Raw genomic sequence first — 14,214 nt, 5'->3', positions numbered from 1 at the left:
ATGAATACGACTATTGCCCAACAAATTGCCGATGAAGGCGGCGTAGAAGCTTATCTGCACGCCCAACAGTACAAAAGTCTGTTGCGTTTCCTGACCTGCGGCAGCGTTGATGACGGGAAAAGTACCCTGATTGGTCGTCTGCTGCACGACACGCGACAAATTTACGAAGATCAGCTCTCTTCCCTGCACAATGACAGTAAACGCCACGGCACCCAGGGCGAAAAACTCGACCTGGCGCTGCTGGTGGACGGCTTGCAGGCGGAGCGCGAGCAGGGCATTACCATTGATGTCGCCTATCGCTACTTCTCTACCGAAAAGCGCAAATTTATTATCGCCGACACCCCGGGGCATGAGCAGTACACCCGTAACATGGCGACCGGCGCCTCCACCTGTGACCTGGCGATCCTGCTGATGGACGCCCGTAAAGGCGTGCTGGATCAGACGCGTCGTCACAGCTTTATCTCTACGCTGCTGGGGATCAAACACCTGGTGGTGGCGGTGAACAAAATGGATCTGGTGGACTACAGCGAAGCGCGATTCGACGAGATCCGCCAGAGCTACCTGACCTTTGCTGAACAGCTGCCGGGCAACCTCGATATTCGCTTTGTGCCGCTGTCGGCGCTGGAAGGGGATAACGTCGCCTCTCAGAGCGCGAACATGCCGTGGTACAGCGGCCCGACGCTGCTGGAGGTGCTGGAAACCGTTGAAATTCAGCGCGTGGTTGAGACCCAGCCGATGCGCTTCCCGGTGCAGTACGTAAACCGTCCGAACCTCGATTTCCGCGGCTTCTCCGGCACCCTTGCGTCCGGCTCGGTCAACGTGGGCCAGCGTGTGAAGGTGCTGCCGTCCGGCGTGGAATCGACCATTGCCCGTATCGTCACCTTTGATGGCGATCTGGACGAAGCAGGGGCAGGTGAAGCGGTAACCCTGGTGCTAAAAGACGAGATTGACATCAGCCGCGGCGATCTGCTGGTCGACGCGCAGGAAACGCTGGCGGCGGTGCAGGGCGCATCCGTGGACGTGGTGTGGATGGCGGAACAGCCCCTGACCGCAGGCCAGAGCTATGACATTAAAATTGCCGGCAAGAAAACCCGCGCTCGCGTGGACGGCATTCAGTTCCAGGTGGACATCAACAACCTGACCCACCGTGACGTGAGCGAGCTGCCGCTGAATGGCATCGGTCTGGTGGATCTGACCTTCGACGAGCCGCTGGTGCTGGATCCGTATCAGCAGAATCCGGTGACGGGCGGGCTGATCTTTATCGACCGCCTGACCAACGTCACCGTCGGCGCCGGGATGGTCCGTGAACCAAACACGCAGGCTACCGTGGCCTCTGAGTTCAGCGCGTTTGAACTTGAGCTGAATGCGCTGGTGCGTAAACACTTCCCGCACTGGGGCGCACGCGATTTGCTGGGAGGCAAGTAATGGCTGCCCATGATGAGAACGTCGTCTGGCATCCTCATCCGGTCACCGTCGCCCAGCGCGAACAGCTCCACGGTCACCGTGGGGTTGTGCTGTGGTTTACCGGGCTGTCTGGCTCCGGTAAATCCACGGTGGCAGGCGCGCTGGAAGAGGCGCTGCATCAGCAGGGAGTGAGCACCTACCTGCTGGACGGCGACAACGTGCGTCACGGCCTGTGCAGCGATTTAGGGTTCAGCGATGAAGACCGTAAAGAGAACATTCGCCGGGTGGGAGAAGTCGCCAGCCTGATGGCGGATGCCGGGCTGGTGGTGCTGACGGCGTTTATCTCACCGCACCGCGCCGAACGTCAGATGGTGCGTGAGCGCGTGGGCCGGAATCGCTTCATTGAAGTGTTTGTGGATACGCCGCTAGCAATCTGCGAAGCGCGCGATCCGAAAGGGCTGTATAAAAAAGCCCGCGCGGGAGAGCTGCGAAACTTCACCGGTATTGACTCGGTTTACGAAGCGCCTGAATCCCCTGAGATTCATCTGGAAGGTCAACAATTGGTAACAAATTTAGTAAGCCAATTATTAGACCTGCTCAGACGGGACGATATTATCAGATCCTGAGACGGTATCGTTCGGGAGCTGTCTTCCCGAGCGATGAGTCACGGTCACAGGATTAGCTATGCGCAACAGTGAAAACTACATGATTACCACCGGGTCGGAACCGTTAACGACCGACGACGAGACGACCTGGTCCTTCCCTGGGGCGATTGTCGGCTTTGTGTCGTGGCTACTGGCGCTGGGTATCCCGTTCTTGATCTACGGTGGAAACACCCTCTTTTTCTTCCTCTATACCTGGCCTTTCTTCCTCGCGCTGATGCCCGTTGCGGTTGTGGTGGGCGTGGCGCTGCACTCCCTTTTCAACGGCAAGCTCCTGTATAGTACGCTCATCACTATCGCCACCGTTGTGGTCATCTTTGGCCTGCTGTTTTTATGGCTGATGGGCTAACTTACGGCATAATTAAAACCCCGCAGTAGAGTCCAGCGGAAAGTTATGGGATGATGATGCCGTTTTTTCAGGGGGCAGGATGGGTAAACTAACGCTGCTGTTGCTGGCTTTGCTGGTCTGGCTGCAATATTCGCTGTGGTTCGGCAAAAACGGACTGCACGACTACAGCCGGGTGAGCGATGACGTCGCGGCACAGCAGGCGACAAACGCCAAACTTAAAGCGCGTAACGATCAACTTTTTGCTGAAATTGATGACCTCAATGGCGGCCAGGAGGCGATTGAGGAGCGCGCACGCAATGAACTTAGTATGACTAAGCCGGGCGAAACGTTTTATCGCCTGGTTCCGGATGCGTCTAAACGCAATCAGGGCTCCGCACAAAACAATCGATAATCAGGCCCAGGATTACGACATGGCAGCAACTTTTTCGGACGTCTGTGCCGTGGTGCCGGCCGCAGGTTTTGGCCGGCGTATGCAGACAGAATGTCCTAAGCAGTATCTCTCAATTGGCGATAAAACGATCCTCGAGCACGCCGTGGCGGCGCTGCTGGCGCATGCCCGGGTGAAACGCGTTGTTATTGCCATCAGCCCCGGCGATGCACGTTTTGCGCAGCTCCCGCTGGCGAATCATCCTCAGATTACCGTCGTTGACGGCGGCGCAGAGCGGGCTGACTCCGTTCTGGCGGGCATTCAGGCTGCCGGGAACGCGCAGTGGGTGCTGGTGCACGATGCCGCGCGTCCCTGTCTGCATCACGACGATCTGTCGCGTCTGCTGGCCCTGAGTGAAACCAGTAAAGTGGGCGGCATTCTGGCCGCCCCGGTGCGTGACACCATGAAGCGTGCCGAACCGGGTAAACCGGCGATTGCCCACACCGTCGAGCGCGTCGATCTATGGCACGCGCTGACGCCACAATTTTTTCCCCGCGAATTACTCCACGACTGCTTAACGCGAGCGCTTAAAGAAGGTGCGACCATTACGGACGAAGCCTCGGCGCTGGAGTATTGCGGTTTCCACCCCACGCTTGTTGAAGGACGCGCTGATAATATAAAAGTGACGCGCCCGGAAGACTTACAGCTCGCGGAATTTTATCTTACCCGTACGACCCCTCAGGAGAAGGCATAATGCGTATTGGACACGGTTTTGATGTACACGCCTTTGGCGGCGTTGGCCCAATTATCATTGGCGGCGTGCGCATTCCTTACGAAAAAGGTCTGCTGGCGCATTCTGATGGCGACGTGGCGCTGCATGCGCTGACCGACGCGCTGCTGGGTGCCGCCGCGCTGGGCGACATTGGCAAACTGTTCCCGGACACCGATCCTGCTTTCAAAGGCGCAGACAGCCGCGAACTGCTGCGCGAAGCCTGGCGTCGTATTCAGGCCAAAGGCTACACCCTCGGCAACGTTGATGTGACGATCATTGCCCAGGCACCGAAGATGCTGCCGCATATCCCTCAGATGCGCGTGTTTATCGCTGAAGATCTGGGCTGCCATATGGACGACGTCAACGTCAAAGCGACCACCACGGAGAAGCTGGGCTTTACCGGTCGTGGCGAAGGCATTGCCTGTGAAGCCGTGGCGCTGCTGGTGAAGGCGGCCAAATGACGGATTTCGACAATCTGACGTATCTGCACGGTAAACCGCAGGGCAAGGGTCTGCTGAAAGCCAACCCTGAAGATTTCGTGGTAGTGGAAGATCTGGGTTTTGAGCCGGACGGCGAAGGCGAGCACATCCTGGTGCGCATTCTGAAAAACGGCTGCAACACCCGCTTCGTGGCGGACGCGCTGGCAAAATTCCTCAATATTCACGCCCGCGAAGTGAGCTTTGCCGGTCAAAAAGATAAACATGCCGTGACCGAACAGTGGCTTTGCGCCCGCGTGCCCGGCAATGCCATGCCCGATTTAAGCAAATTTGAGCTTGAGGGCTGTAAGGTACTGGAGTACGCCCGCCATAAACGCAAATTGCGTCTGGGCGCACTGAAAGGCAATGCCTTTACCCTGGTGTTGCGCGAAGTGACCGAACGCGAGGACGTTGAAAAACGCCTGAAGGCCATTAACGAACGCGGCGTACCAAACTATTTCGGCGCTCAGCGCTTTGGTATCGGTGGTAGCAACCTGCTGGGCGCGCTGCGCTGGGCGCAAAGCGGTGCACCGGTGCGCGATCGTAATAAACGCAGTTTTTGGTTGTCGGCGGCCCGCAGTGCGTTGTTTAATCAGATTGTGAGCGAGCGGCTGAAAAAACCGGACGCGAATCAAGTTGTTGTCGGCGATGCGCTACAATTAGCGGGACGCGGAAGCTGGTTTGTGGCAACGGCCGAAGAGATGGCCGATGTCCAGTCGCGCGTGGACGCTAAAACGCTGATGATTACCGCCGCCTTGCCGGGTTCAGGCGACTGGGGAACCCAGGGCGAGGCGCTGGCCGCTGAGCAGTCAGCGGTGGCGGATGCGCCAGAATTACAATCGTTGCTGGTGCGGGAAAAGGTCGAGGCGGCACGTCGTGCGATGCTCCTCTACCCGCAACAGCTGAGCTGGAACTGGTGGGATGACGTAACCGTCGAGTTACGCTTCTGGCTGCCGGCAGGTAGCTTTGCCACCAGTGTTGTCAGGGAACTTATCAACACGTCGGGTGATTATGCGAATATTGCTGAGTAACGATGACGGGATCCATGCGCCAGGTATTCAGACGCTGGCGCAACACCTCCGCGAATTTGCGGATGTGCAGGTCGTGGCTCCCGATCGTAACCGCAGTGGCGCGTCTAACTCATTGACGCTGGAGTCTTCACTCCGCACCTTTACCTTTGAGAATGGCGATATTGCCGTCCAGATGGGGACGCCGACCGACTGCGTGTTTCTGGGCGTGAACGCGCTGATGCGCCCGCGGCCGGACGTTGTGGTCTCCGGCATCAATGCGGGGCCAAATCTTGGCGATGATGTGATTTACTCCGGCACCGTGGCTGCGGCGATGGAAGGGCGTCACCTGGGGTTTCCGGCGCTGGCGGTCTCGTTAAACGGTCACACCCACTATGACACAGCCGCCGCGGTGACCTGCTCCATTCTCCGTGCGCTTGGCCGCGAGCCGCTGCGTACCGGACGTATCCTCAATATTAACGTGCCGGACCTCCCGCTGGACGAGATCAAAGGGATCCGCGTGACGCGCTGTGGCAGTCGCCATCCTGCCGATCAGGTTATTCCCCAGCAGGATCCGCGCGGCAATACCCTGTACTGGATCGGCCCGCCGGGAGATAAATGCGATGCCGGGCCAGACACCGACTTCGCTGCGGTGGATGAAGGGTACGTTTCCGTTACGCCGTTGCACGTAGATTTAACCGCTTATAGCGCGCATGATGTGGTGTCGGACTGGTTAGATCGGGTCGGAGTGAACGCGCAATGGTAAGTAAACGTGTACAAACTCTTCTGGAACAATTACGCGCACAGGGGATCGCCAACGAGCAGGTGCTGAACGCGCTTGCCCAGGTTCCCCGTGAGAAGTTTGTAGATGAGGCGTTTGAACACAAAGCGTGGGAAAACGTGGCGCTGCCCATTGGGCAAGGCCAGACGATTTCGCAGCCCTACATGGTGGCGCGTATGACGGAGCTTCTGGAGCTAACGCCAGAGTCCCGGGTGCTGGAAATTGGCACCGGTTCAGGGTATCAAACCGCGATCCTGGCTCACCTTGTGCACCATGTCTGTTCGGTGGAACGGATTAAAGGGTTGCAGTGGCAGGCGCGCCGTCGCCTGAAACAGCTTGATTTACATAATGTATCGACACGCCACGGCGATGGATGGCAGGGTTGGCAGGCTCGCGCCCCGTTTGACGCCATCATTGTCACGGCAGCGCCACCTGAAATCCCCACTGCGCTTCTTTCGCAGCTGGACGAGGGTGGCATTCTTGTATTGCCCGTCGGCGATGAGCAGCAGCTTTTGAAGCGCGTTCGTCGACGCGGCGGCGAGTTTATTATCGATACCGTGGAAGCCGTGCGCTTTGTGCCCCTGGTTAAGGGCGAACTGGCCTGAGACTCGGATTTTTCCAGGGTTATTAAGGCAAATTCAGCGTATGGTGTGGCGCGATAGATTCGTGCCATCACGGTTATTTTTAAGTCACTGGTAGTTAACACATTCCTGGGGGATAAATGAGCGCGGGAAGCCCAAAATTCACCATCAGCCGTGTTGCGGCATTATCACTGGTTTCGCTCTGGCTGGCAGGCTGTACAAGTTCAAATAACGCGCCTGCGCCCGTCAGTTCCGTTAATGGAACCAGCGGCTCGGGTAACACGTCCAGCGGAATGTTGATCACCCCTCCGCCTAAAATGGGCACCTCAACGGCGCAGCAAACTCCGCAGATCCAGCCGGTTCAGCGTCCAGTTACGCAGCCTACGCAGATTCAGGCAGTGGAACAGCCTGTTCAGACTGAAAATGGCCGCATAGTGTATAACCGTAAGTATGGGAACATTCCGAAAGGTAGCTATACCGGCGGCAGCACCTATACCGTGAAGCGCGGCGATACGCTGTTCTATATTGCCTGGATCACCGGGAACGATTTCCGCGATCTGGCACAGCGAAACAACGTCCAGGCCCCGTATGCTCTGGAAGTCGGGCAAACGCTTCAGGTTGGCAACGCGACGGGGACACCGCTTACACCAGGCAACACCGTTTCAGCGGCCGACGTAACTGCGCAAAATAACAGCGTTACTCCTGCACAAAAAACCACCACGGTGGTTGCTTCACAACCTGTAATTACGTATTCTGAGGATTCAGGTGATCAGAGTGCTAACAAAATGTTGCCGAATAATAAAGGTACTGCGACTGTTGTCACAGCACCGACTACGGCACCTGTGGTTAGCTCTACTGTACCGACTGCAAGCAGTCAGAATGCCAGCTCGTCAATCACCACCTGGCGCTGGCCAACTGACGGCAAGATTATCGAGAACTTCGCTACCTCTGAGGGGGGCAACAAAGGGATCGATATCGCAGGCAGTAAAGGACAGGCAATCATCGCGACCGCAGACGGACGCGTTGTCTATGCCGGTAACGCACTGCGCGGTTACGGTAATCTTATTATCATCAAACATAACGATGATTACCTGAGTGCCTACGCCCATAACGACACTATGCTGGTCCGGGAACAACAAGAAGTTAAGGCGGGGCAAAAAATCGCTACCATGGGTAGCACCGGAACCAGTTCTACACGCTTGCATTTTGAAATTCGTTACAAGGGGAAATCCGTAAACCCGCTGCAATATTTACCGCAGCGATAAATTGACGGGGCATGCCAGCCAGGGTGTCTCGTCCAGGGATCACGGGTAGGAGCCACCTTTATGAGTCAGAATACGCTGAAAGTTCATGATTTAAATGAAGACGCGGAATTTGATGAGAACGGATCAGAGGCTTTTGACGAAAAAGCCTTAGTAGAAGAGGAACCCAGTGATAACGATTTGGCTGAAGAAGAGCTGTTATCGCAGGGTGCCACACAGCGTGTGCTGGACGCGACTCAGCTTTACCTTGGGGAGATTGGTTACTCCCCACTGCTAACGGCCGAAGAAGAAGTCTATTTCGCACGTCGTGCTTTGCGTGGTGATGTTGCCTCGCGTCGTCGCATGATCGAAAGTAACCTGCGACTGGTCGTGAAAATTGCCCGCCGTTACGGCAATCGTGGTCTGGCTCTGCTGGATCTGATTGAAGAGGGCAACTTAGGTCTCATCCGCGCAGTTGAGAAGTTTGACCCGGAACGCGGGTTCCGTTTCTCAACCTACGCGACCTGGTGGATTCGTCAGACCATCGAACGGGCTATTATGAACCAGACCCGTACGATTCGACTGCCGATCCACATCGTCAAAGAGTTGAATGTTTATCTGCGTACCGCGCGCGAGTTGTCCCATAAACTGGACCACGAGCCAAGTGCGGAAGAGATTGCAGAGCAACTCGACAAACCGGTTGATGACGTAAGCCGTATGCTGCGTCTCAATGAGCGCATTACCTCGGTTGACACCCCGCTGGGTGGTGACTCCGAAAAAGCGCTGCTGGACATCCTGGCCGATGAAAAAGACAACGGCCCGGAAGACACCACGCAGGACGATGACATGAAACAGAGCATCGTCAAATGGCTGTTCGAACTGAACGCCAAACAGCGTGAAGTGCTGGCACGTCGTTTCGGTTTACTGGGGTATGAAGCTGCGACACTGGAAGATGTCGGCCGTGAGATTGGCCTGACCCGTGAACGTGTTCGTCAGATTCAGGTTGAAGGGCTACGCCGCCTGCGTGAAATCCTGCAAGGGCAAGGTCTGAATATCGAAGCGCTGTTCCGCGAGTAAGCAACCATTCGTCAGAAAAGGCCCGTCGTGAGACGGGCCTTTTTTATGCCTTACGATTGCGCCGTTTCGTGCAGCAAACGCCAGGTGATGTTATCCCCTTCCTGATTAAGCACCGCGGTTGACCAGCGCACGTTGACGGGCTGGCCAGGCCGGGTTTGCGTCTCCCGGTAATGGAGCACCGCGCCGTTGTCCCATGTCTGAAGCGTCGTTAGCGCATCAATGCCGATCCTGAGCCCGGGTCGGGTTCCCCGCTGCGCATATAAAAATTTGGCCAGAGCGTGATGATCTAAATGGGTGCCACTCGGTGGAACCATCAGAAAATCCGGACGAAAACGGGCGAGCAGGGTGTCCCGATCGCCTTCGCCTGCACCTAACCAGTTTTCAAGGGCGACGTGGATGTCGAGGATCTCTTGTTCGAAATGAGTCATGGTTGCTCCTGTTGCAGTTGCGCAAGTAACTGCGTGTTATTAAGACGGTAGACGTACAGTACGGGCAGCAGAGTGATAACTGCGGCAAAAATAAACATCCCGTGCCAGGCGGCCAGCGGCGTAAAATAAGCTTGCATGAAGCTCAGCGCCTGCGCCAGCAGCAGGGTACCCGCAAAAAAGCTCAACTGACGATTCAGATTCCATAGCGCACTGGCATCAGGCATATCTTCCCGCCGCGTTGTCAAAAACGCGCTGCTCTGAGCCGTACTGCTGCAAAGGCTTCCCCCCGCACCCATTAACGCAAACGCAACGGCAGGTAACAGCATAGCCGGGCCGACGTTGATTAAAAGCAGAATGCCCGTTGCCTGCAAAAGGCAACCGATGACCACCAGCGGCCGCGGGCCGATACGGTTGAAATAGCGTCCTGTCGCGGTGATAGCCAAAAACGATGCCACAGACCACGGCAGCATAAGCATGCCCGTTGCGGTGGGCGTCATATTGGCCTCGCTCTGAAGGTAATACATGCCCGTTACGTTCACGCCAATAAAGATGCCGGGTACGCATACATAGATAAGCATGGATAAGCGCAACAGCGGATCCGTCAGCAAAGACAGGTTTACTATTCTGGTGGTGTTTATCGGTGACGGTTCTGTTTTAAGCCACGCGCAGGCCAAAACAAAGGTGACAATGGCGACGGGCAGGGTGGCAAAAAATATCCAGCGCCAGCTGAATGTCTGAACCAGCATGCCGCCCACAGCCGGTGAGCAGGCGGGGGCAAGCAGCGCGACCAGCATCACCACCGAGGAGAGTCTGGCCCGCTCATGAGGCTTAAACTGTTGCCAGGTCAGCGCCTGACCAACCGGGATCAGTAAACCCCCTCCGGCGCCCTGCACGACGCGCCAGGCAATCAAACTTTCCAGCGAAGATGAGAGACCCGCCGCAACGGAGGCCGCGCTAAAGAGAAGCAGTGAGAGCAGAATAACGCGCTTCGGCCCGACGCGGCGCGTCAGAATACTGCTGAATGGGATGACTAACGTCAGCCCGGCAATGTATCCGTTACTTACCCAAGCAAGCGCGGAAGGTGTGGTATTGAATGCGTGAGCCATCGCCGGAAAGGCGACGCTGGCAATAAACATGTTTATCAAATCAAGGAAAAAGCCGAGCAGAAAGACGACGGCGATTTTGCTGCGATACGTCATGGAAGTTCCTCCGGTGAGGTGGCGTATCGTATCGGCCCGCGCGTTACGGATAAACGCGACAAAGGACGATATACTGTCAACATTATTTTGACAGTTAACCAGGCAAGCGATGCTTAATTTACAGCGTACGGCGATGTTTATCGCCGTAGCGGACACCGGCAGTTTCACCGCCGCGGCGGAGGCGATGGGGCTGACAAAAGCGGTGGTCAGCTTTCATATTCGTCAGCTTGAAGAGGAGATGGGCGTCACCCTGTTGCTGCGAACCACCCGACGCTTGACGCTGACCGAAGCGGGGAAGCTCTTTCATCAACGAAGCGTGATGCTGTTACGGGATGCAGAGCGATTGCAGGATGATGTTCGCGCCAACCACGCCGGGCTGACGGGAGAACTGCGGATCACCACCACGCCCGAGTATGGCTCGCAGGTGGTGGTGCCTTTGCTGGCTGAGTTTAGCCAGCTGCACCCTGATCTCCGCGTGCGGCATGTCTCGTCCTCTTTGCATGCCGATCTTATCGCCGAGCGCTTCGATGTCGCTATCCGGCTCGGCACGCTTGCAGATTCGCGCTACCACGCCGCGTTGATGACCTCCTTCACCATCCTGCCCGTGGCGACGCCATGCTGGCTGGCAAACCATCCGGTTGACTCGCTGGAGCAGCTGGCGGAAGCGGACTGGATCATTCACGAGCGTTTAACGTCGCCGCTGCGCTGGCAGGTGAGAGGCGTTGATCGGCATCCTGTTTCCTTTGAGATCAGAAAAGCGCCGCGCCTGTATGCAGACAGTGCCCAGGCGTTGATGGCTTTTGCCCTCGCGGGATGTGGCGTGGCGCTGTTGCCGGAGTGGCTAGTGCGTAACGCACTGGATACAGGGACGCTGGTCTCGCTGTTACCGGAGTACACGTTTGCTCAGCAGGGCATCTATGCTGTTTATCCCGATGCCCGGCATGTGCCCGCGAAAGTGCGAACATTTATTGATTTTATGCGCGTCAGGGTTACTTAACCCTGCATCATCTTTTTAATGAGCGCTGAAAATTGCTCTCGTTCCGCGCCGTTAAGGCGCCCTAAAAACGCCTCATCCACCTCATTTCCAATCGGTTTACTGCTCTCAAGCAGGGCCTCACCTTCGGCCGTCAGAAAGACAAACCGACGGCGTTTGTCCGCCGGATCGTGCTCGCGCCTGACCAGGCCGCGTGCTTCCATGCGGCTCAGCATTTCTGCCAGCGTCGCTTTGGTGCTCACCGCGACTTCAGTCAGGGCAACCTGCTCAATGCCAGGATTTTCAGCAATTGACCGCATCACCGCATATTGTGGTTTGGTCAGTTCGGGCAATGCGTGTTGCCACTGGGCGGTATGCTGTTGAAAAAGCTGACGTAGCAGGTGAAAAGCTTCTTGTCTTAACTCCATGGACACTCCGACGGAAAAATACTCCCTCTATGATAGCCGCTCTCGGGCTGAATTTTAACGCGAGAGTTTTTAGCGAATAGTGTGATCGTATGCGAACGATCTTGTCAGCAGCAGGATCGAGGCGTAGTTTAGTTAATATGTTCGTATACGAACAAACTAATTGAGGTGCTGAATGAGATTGATTGTGGGAATGACGGGCGCGACGGGTACGCCATTAGGCGTGGCGTTGTTGCAAGCGCTGCGGGAAATGCCGGAGGTGGAAACGCATCTGGTGATGTCGAAGTGGGCAAAAACCACGATTGAGCTGGAAACGCCCTTCACTGCGCATGACGTTGCCGCACTGGCGGATGTCGTCCATAGCCCGGCCGATCAGGCTGCCACCATCTCCTCCGGCTCGTTTCGCACCGACGGCATGATCGTCATTCCATGCAGCATGAAAACGCTGGCGGGTATCCGCGCGGGCTATGCCGAAGGGCTGGTAGGGCGTGCGGCAGACGTGGTGCTGAAAGAGGGACGCAAGCTGGTGCTGGTTCCGCGTGAGACGCCGCTCAGCACCATCCATCTTGAGAACATGCTTGCCCTTTCCCGCATGGGCGTGGCGATGGTGCCGCCTATGCCTGCGTACTACAACCACCCACAAACCGCCGATGACATAACCCAGCATATCGTGACCCGCGTTCTCGACCAGTTTGGTCTGGAGCATAAAAAAGCCCGACGCTGGGAAGGTTTGCAGGCAGCGAAACATTTTTCACAGGAGAATAAAGATGGCATTTGATGATTTGAGAAGCTTCTTGCAGGCGCTCGATGAGCAAGGGCAGCTGCTGAAAATTGAGGAAGAGGTAAACGCTGAGCCGGATTTAGCGGCCGCCGCCAACGCTACCGGACGCATTGGCGATGGTGCGCCTGCGCTGTGGTTCGATAATATTCGCGGCTTCACCGATGCCCGTGTGGTGATGAACACTATCGGCTCGTGGCAAAACCACGCTATTTCGATGGGGCTGCCAGCAAATACCCCGGTGAAAAAACAGATCGACGAGTTTATTCGTCGCTGGGACAAATTCCCCGTCTCGCCAGAGCGTCGTGCACATCCGGCCTGGGCGCAGAACACGGTGGACGGGGAAGACATCAACCTGTTCGACATTCTGCCGCTGTTCCGCCTGAACGACGGTGACGGGGGCTTTTATCTCGATAAAGCGTGCGTTGTCTCCCGCGATCCGCTCGACCCCGATCACTTCGGCAAGCAGAACGTCGGGATTTACCGTATGGAAGTGAAGGGCAAGCGTAAGCTCGGCCTGCAACCGGTGCCGATGCATGATATCGCGCTGCATCTGCATATGGCAGAAGAGCGCGGCGAAGACCTGCCTATTGCCATTACGCTGGGTAACGATCCGATCATCACCCTGATGGGCGCCACGCCGCTGAAATACGATCAATCCGAGTATGAGATGGCCGGTGCGCTACGCGAAAGCCCGTATCCGATTGCGACGGCTCCGCTGACCGGTTTCGATGTGCCGTGGGGGTCGGAAGTGATCCTCGAAGGGGTGATTGAAGGCCGAAAACGTGAAATTGAAGGGCCATTCGGTGAGTTTACCGGACACTACTCCGGCGGGCGCAACATGACGGTCGTGCGCATTGATAAAGTCTCTTACCGCACAAAACCCATTTTCGAATCTCTCTACCTGGGGATGCCGTGGACCGAGATTGATTATCTGATGGGGCCCGCTACCTGCGTGCCGCTCTATCAGCAGCTGAAGGCGGAATTTCCGGAAGTGCAGGCGGTAAACGCCATGTACACCCACGGCCTGCTGGCGATTATCTCCACCAAAAAACGATACGGCGGTTTTGCCCGTGCAGTCGGGCTCCGCGCCATGACCACGCCACACGGTCTGGGTTACGTGAAAATGGTGATTATGGTGGATGAGGACGTCGATCCGTTTAACCTGCCGCAGGTGATGTGGGCGCTGTCATCGAAGGTCAATCCGGCTGGCGATCTGGTGCAGCTACCGAATATGTCTGTGCTGGAGCTTGACCCCGGCTCCAGCCCGGCGGGGATCACTGACAAGCTGATCATTGATGCCACCACCCCTGTCGCTCCGGACAACCGTGGTCACTACAGCCAGCCGGTACAGGATCTCCCTGAAACCAAAGCCTGGGCCGAAAAACTGACCGCGATGCTGGCGGCACGTCAATAAGGAGGAAAAAATGATTTGTCCACGTTGTGCCGATGAACATATTGAGGTGATGGCAACATCACCGGTGAAAGGTGTCTGGACGGTATACCAGTGTCAGCACTGTCTGTATACCTGGCGCGATACCGAACCGCTGCGCCGTACCAGCCGTGAGCATTACCCGGAAGCGTTCCGCATGACGCAGAAGGATATTGATGAGGCACCGCAGGTGCCGACGATCCCGCCGCTGCTGTAATAAAAAACCCGGAGGCGGCTGTGCTTACCGGGCGTTAATATTGTG

The 14,214-nt window shown here is 56.6% G+C and carries 19 protein-coding genes; 15 read left to right on the top strand and 4 right to left on the bottom strand.

All coding sequences use genetic code 11. The features are described from left to right. The 9 genes from cysN to ACQG1K_RS17440 all read left to right on the top strand — a co-directional run bounded on the left by cysN (window position 1) and on the right by ACQG1K_RS17440 (window position 6,423). Window positions 1-1,425 carry a sulfate adenylyltransferase subunit CysN gene (gene cysN, locus ACQG1K_RS17480; RefSeq protein ID WP_023306831.1) on the top strand — a complete coding sequence of 475 codons (1,425 nt, stop codon included), beginning with the start codon at window positions 1-3 and terminating at the stop codon, window positions 1,423-1,425. After that, on the top strand, window positions 1,425-2,030 hold the full coding sequence (cysC, locus tag ACQG1K_RS17475) for an adenylyl-sulfate kinase (RefSeq protein WP_022649188.1): 606 nt from the start codon (window positions 1,425-1,427) through the stop codon (window positions 2,028-2,030). Before cysN ends, cysC begins: the two co-directional genes overlap by 1 nt. A 58-nt stretch (window positions 2,031-2,088) precedes the next feature. After that, entirely contained in the window at window positions 2,089-2,415 is a 327-nt protein-coding gene (locus ACQG1K_RS17470) for a DUF3561 family protein (RefSeq protein ID WP_006811767.1), read from the top strand. A 79-nt stretch (window positions 2,416-2,494) separates the two neighbouring features. After that, window positions 2,495-2,806, top strand: coding sequence for a cell division protein FtsB (gene ftsB / locus ACQG1K_RS17465; RefSeq protein WP_003862095.1), 312 nt, complete (start codon window positions 2,495-2,497; stop codon window positions 2,804-2,806). A 19-nt stretch (window positions 2,807-2,825) separates the two neighbouring features. Continuing rightward, window positions 2,826-3,536 carry a 2-C-methyl-D-erythritol 4-phosphate cytidylyltransferase gene (gene ispD / locus ACQG1K_RS17460; RefSeq protein WP_000741569.1) on the top strand — a complete coding sequence of 237 codons (711 nt, stop codon included), beginning with the start codon at window positions 2,826-2,828 and terminating at the stop codon, window positions 3,534-3,536. After that, window positions 3,536-4,015 (top strand): 2-C-methyl-D-erythritol 2,4-cyclodiphosphate synthase, encoded by a 480-nt coding sequence (ispF, locus tag ACQG1K_RS17455; RefSeq protein WP_003862097.1) that lies wholly within the window; start codon window positions 3,536-3,538, stop codon window positions 4,013-4,015. The genes ispD and ispF overlap by 1 nt, the downstream gene beginning before the upstream one ends. After that, window positions 4,012-5,061, top strand: a complete 1,050-nt coding sequence (gene truD / locus ACQG1K_RS17450) for a tRNA pseudouridine(13) synthase TruD (RefSeq protein ID WP_023298481.1) — start codon at window positions 4,012-4,014, stop codon at window positions 5,059-5,061. The genes ispF and truD overlap by 4 nt, the downstream gene beginning before the upstream one ends. After that, window positions 5,042-5,803 carry a 5'/3'-nucleotidase SurE gene (gene surE, locus ACQG1K_RS17445; RefSeq protein WP_367075748.1) on the top strand — a complete coding sequence of 254 codons (762 nt, stop codon included), beginning with the start codon at window positions 5,042-5,044 and terminating at the stop codon, window positions 5,801-5,803. The genes truD and surE overlap by 20 nt, the downstream gene beginning before the upstream one ends. Next, window positions 5,797-6,423 (top strand): protein-L-isoaspartate(D-aspartate) O-methyltransferase, encoded by a 627-nt coding sequence (locus ACQG1K_RS17440; RefSeq protein WP_022649184.1) that lies wholly within the window; start codon window positions 5,797-5,799, stop codon window positions 6,421-6,423. The genes surE and ACQG1K_RS17440 overlap by 7 nt, the downstream gene beginning before the upstream one ends. A 94-nt stretch (window positions 6,424-6,517) precedes the next feature. Here the strand turns inward: ACQG1K_RS17440 and ACQG1K_RS17435 are convergent, their stop codons facing one another. Beyond that, entirely contained in the window at window positions 6,518-6,649 is a 132-nt protein-coding gene (locus ACQG1K_RS17435; protein ID WP_306173474.1) for a peptidase, read from the bottom strand. Here ACQG1K_RS17435 and nlpD point away from each other — a divergent pair. Both nlpD and rpoS read left to right on the top strand, forming a co-directional pair. Next, window positions 6,591-7,664, top strand: coding sequence for a murein hydrolase activator NlpD (nlpD, locus tag ACQG1K_RS17430; protein ID WP_306307778.1), 1,074 nt, complete (start codon window positions 6,591-6,593; stop codon window positions 7,662-7,664). The two genes, ACQG1K_RS17435 and nlpD, sit on opposite strands and share 59 nt — an antisense overlap. A gap of 60 nt (window positions 7,665-7,724) precedes the next feature. Continuing rightward, the gene (gene rpoS, locus ACQG1K_RS17425; protein WP_022649182.1) at window positions 7,725-8,717 is read left to right on the top strand and encodes an RNA polymerase sigma factor RpoS; all 993 of its coding nucleotides are present in this window, start codon (window positions 7,725-7,727) and stop codon (window positions 8,715-8,717) included. Window positions 8,718-8,767: 50 nt separating this feature from the next. On the opposite strand, the gene ACQG1K_RS17420 is transcribed toward rpoS, so the two are convergent. Both ACQG1K_RS17420 and ACQG1K_RS17415 read right to left on the bottom strand, forming a co-directional pair. Beyond that, the gene (locus ACQG1K_RS17420; RefSeq protein ID WP_045308747.1) at window positions 8,768-9,145 is read right to left on the bottom strand and encodes a DUF4440 domain-containing protein; all 378 of its coding nucleotides are present in this window, start codon (window positions 9,143-9,145) and stop codon (window positions 8,768-8,770) included. Then, window positions 9,142-10,344 carry an MFS transporter gene (locus ACQG1K_RS17415; protein WP_275062394.1) on the bottom strand — a complete coding sequence of 401 codons (1,203 nt, stop codon included), beginning with the start codon at window positions 10,342-10,344 and terminating at the stop codon, window positions 9,142-9,144. Before ACQG1K_RS17415 ends, ACQG1K_RS17420 begins: the two co-directional genes overlap by 4 nt. A gap of 109 nt (window positions 10,345-10,453) precedes the next feature. On the opposite strand from ACQG1K_RS17415, the gene ACQG1K_RS17410 reads away from it, so the two are divergent. Continuing rightward, complete coding sequence (locus tag ACQG1K_RS17410) at window positions 10,454-11,341, top strand: LysR family transcriptional regulator (RefSeq protein WP_367075745.1); 888 nt, start codon at window positions 10,454-10,456, stop codon at window positions 11,339-11,341. Here ACQG1K_RS17410 and ACQG1K_RS17405 read toward each other — a convergent pair. Further along, entirely contained in the window at window positions 11,338-11,745 is a 408-nt protein-coding gene (locus ACQG1K_RS17405) for a MarR family winged helix-turn-helix transcriptional regulator (RefSeq protein WP_022651767.1), read from the bottom strand. The genes ACQG1K_RS17410 and ACQG1K_RS17405 overlap by 4 nt on opposite strands. A gap of 172 nt (window positions 11,746-11,917) precedes the next feature. Between ACQG1K_RS17405 and ACQG1K_RS17400 the strand changes: the two genes are divergently transcribed. The 3 genes from ACQG1K_RS17400 to ACQG1K_RS17390 are packed head-to-tail and all read left to right on the top strand — an operon-like array spanning window position 11,918 to window position 14,169. Further along, window positions 11,918-12,520, top strand: a complete 603-nt coding sequence (locus ACQG1K_RS17400; RefSeq protein WP_367075743.1) for a non-oxidative hydroxyarylic acid decarboxylases subunit B — start codon at window positions 11,918-11,920, stop codon at window positions 12,518-12,520. Then, entirely contained in the window at window positions 12,510-13,937 is a 1,428-nt protein-coding gene (locus tag ACQG1K_RS17395) for a non-oxidative hydroxyarylic acid decarboxylases subunit C (protein WP_367075741.1), read from the top strand. The genes ACQG1K_RS17400 and ACQG1K_RS17395 overlap by 11 nt, the downstream gene beginning before the upstream one ends. A gap of 10 nt (window positions 13,938-13,947) precedes the next feature. After that, window positions 13,948-14,169 carry a non-oxidative hydroxyarylic acid decarboxylases subunit D gene (locus ACQG1K_RS17390; RefSeq protein WP_003862116.1) on the top strand — a complete coding sequence of 74 codons (222 nt, stop codon included), beginning with the start codon at window positions 13,948-13,950 and terminating at the stop codon, window positions 14,167-14,169. The last annotated feature ends 45 nt before the right edge of the window (window positions 14,170-14,214 follow it).

The organism is Enterobacter cloacae complex sp. 402C9 (assembly GCF_050030745.1).
GTDB lineage: Bacteria > Pseudomonadota > Gammaproteobacteria > Enterobacterales > Enterobacteriaceae > Enterobacter > Enterobacter intestinihominis.
Note: the sequence above shows the minus strand (reverse complement) of the source record. Positions and strands in the feature narration are given on the sequence as shown.

Bases quoted from the DNA above. Each gene is read 5' to 3' on its own strand.
- rpoS (WP_022649182.1), top strand. From the start codon at position 7,725: ATGAGTCAGAATACGCTGAAAGTTCATGATTTAAATGAAGACGCGGAA.
- ACQG1K_RS17405 (WP_022651767.1), bottom strand. From the start codon at position 11,745: ATGGAGTTAAGACAAGAAGCTTTTCACCTGCTACGTCAGCTTTTTCAA.
- cysC (WP_022649188.1), top strand. From the start codon at position 1,425: ATGGCTGCCCATGATGAGAACGTCGTCTGGCATCCTCATCCGGTCACC.
- ACQG1K_RS17400 (WP_367075743.1), top strand. From the start codon at position 11,918: ATGAGATTGATTGTGGGAATGACGGGCGCGACGGGTACGCCATTAGGC.
- ACQG1K_RS17410 (WP_367075745.1), top strand. From the start codon at position 10,454: ATGCTTAATTTACAGCGTACGGCGATGTTTATCGCCGTAGCGGACACC.
- truD (WP_023298481.1), top strand. From the start codon at position 4,012: ATGACGGATTTCGACAATCTGACGTATCTGCACGGTAAACCGCAGGGC.
- ispF (WP_003862097.1), top strand. From the start codon at position 3,536: ATGCGTATTGGACACGGTTTTGATGTACACGCCTTTGGCGGCGTTGGC.
- ispD (WP_000741569.1), top strand. From the start codon at position 2,826: ATGGCAGCAACTTTTTCGGACGTCTGTGCCGTGGTGCCGGCCGCAGGT.
- ACQG1K_RS17390 (WP_003862116.1), top strand. From the start codon at position 13,948: ATGATTTGTCCACGTTGTGCCGATGAACATATTGAGGTGATGGCAACA.
- ACQG1K_RS17420 (WP_045308747.1), bottom strand. From the start codon at position 9,145: ATGACTCATTTCGAACAAGAGATCCTCGACATCCACGTCGCCCTTGAA.
- ftsB (WP_003862095.1), top strand. From the start codon at position 2,495: ATGGGTAAACTAACGCTGCTGTTGCTGGCTTTGCTGGTCTGGCTGCAA.
- ACQG1K_RS17440 (WP_022649184.1), top strand. From the start codon at position 5,797: ATGGTAAGTAAACGTGTACAAACTCTTCTGGAACAATTACGCGCACAG.
- ACQG1K_RS17395 (WP_367075741.1), top strand. From the start codon at position 12,510: ATGGCATTTGATGATTTGAGAAGCTTCTTGCAGGCGCTCGATGAGCAA.
- surE (WP_367075748.1), top strand. From the start codon at position 5,042: ATGCGAATATTGCTGAGTAACGATGACGGGATCCATGCGCCAGGTATT.
- ACQG1K_RS17470 (WP_006811767.1), top strand. From the start codon at position 2,089: ATGCGCAACAGTGAAAACTACATGATTACCACCGGGTCGGAACCGTTA.
- ACQG1K_RS17415 (WP_275062394.1), bottom strand. From the start codon at position 10,344: ATGACGTATCGCAGCAAAATCGCCGTCGTCTTTCTGCTCGGCTTTTTC.
- cysN (WP_023306831.1), top strand. From the start codon at position 1: ATGAATACGACTATTGCCCAACAAATTGCCGATGAAGGCGGCGTAGAA.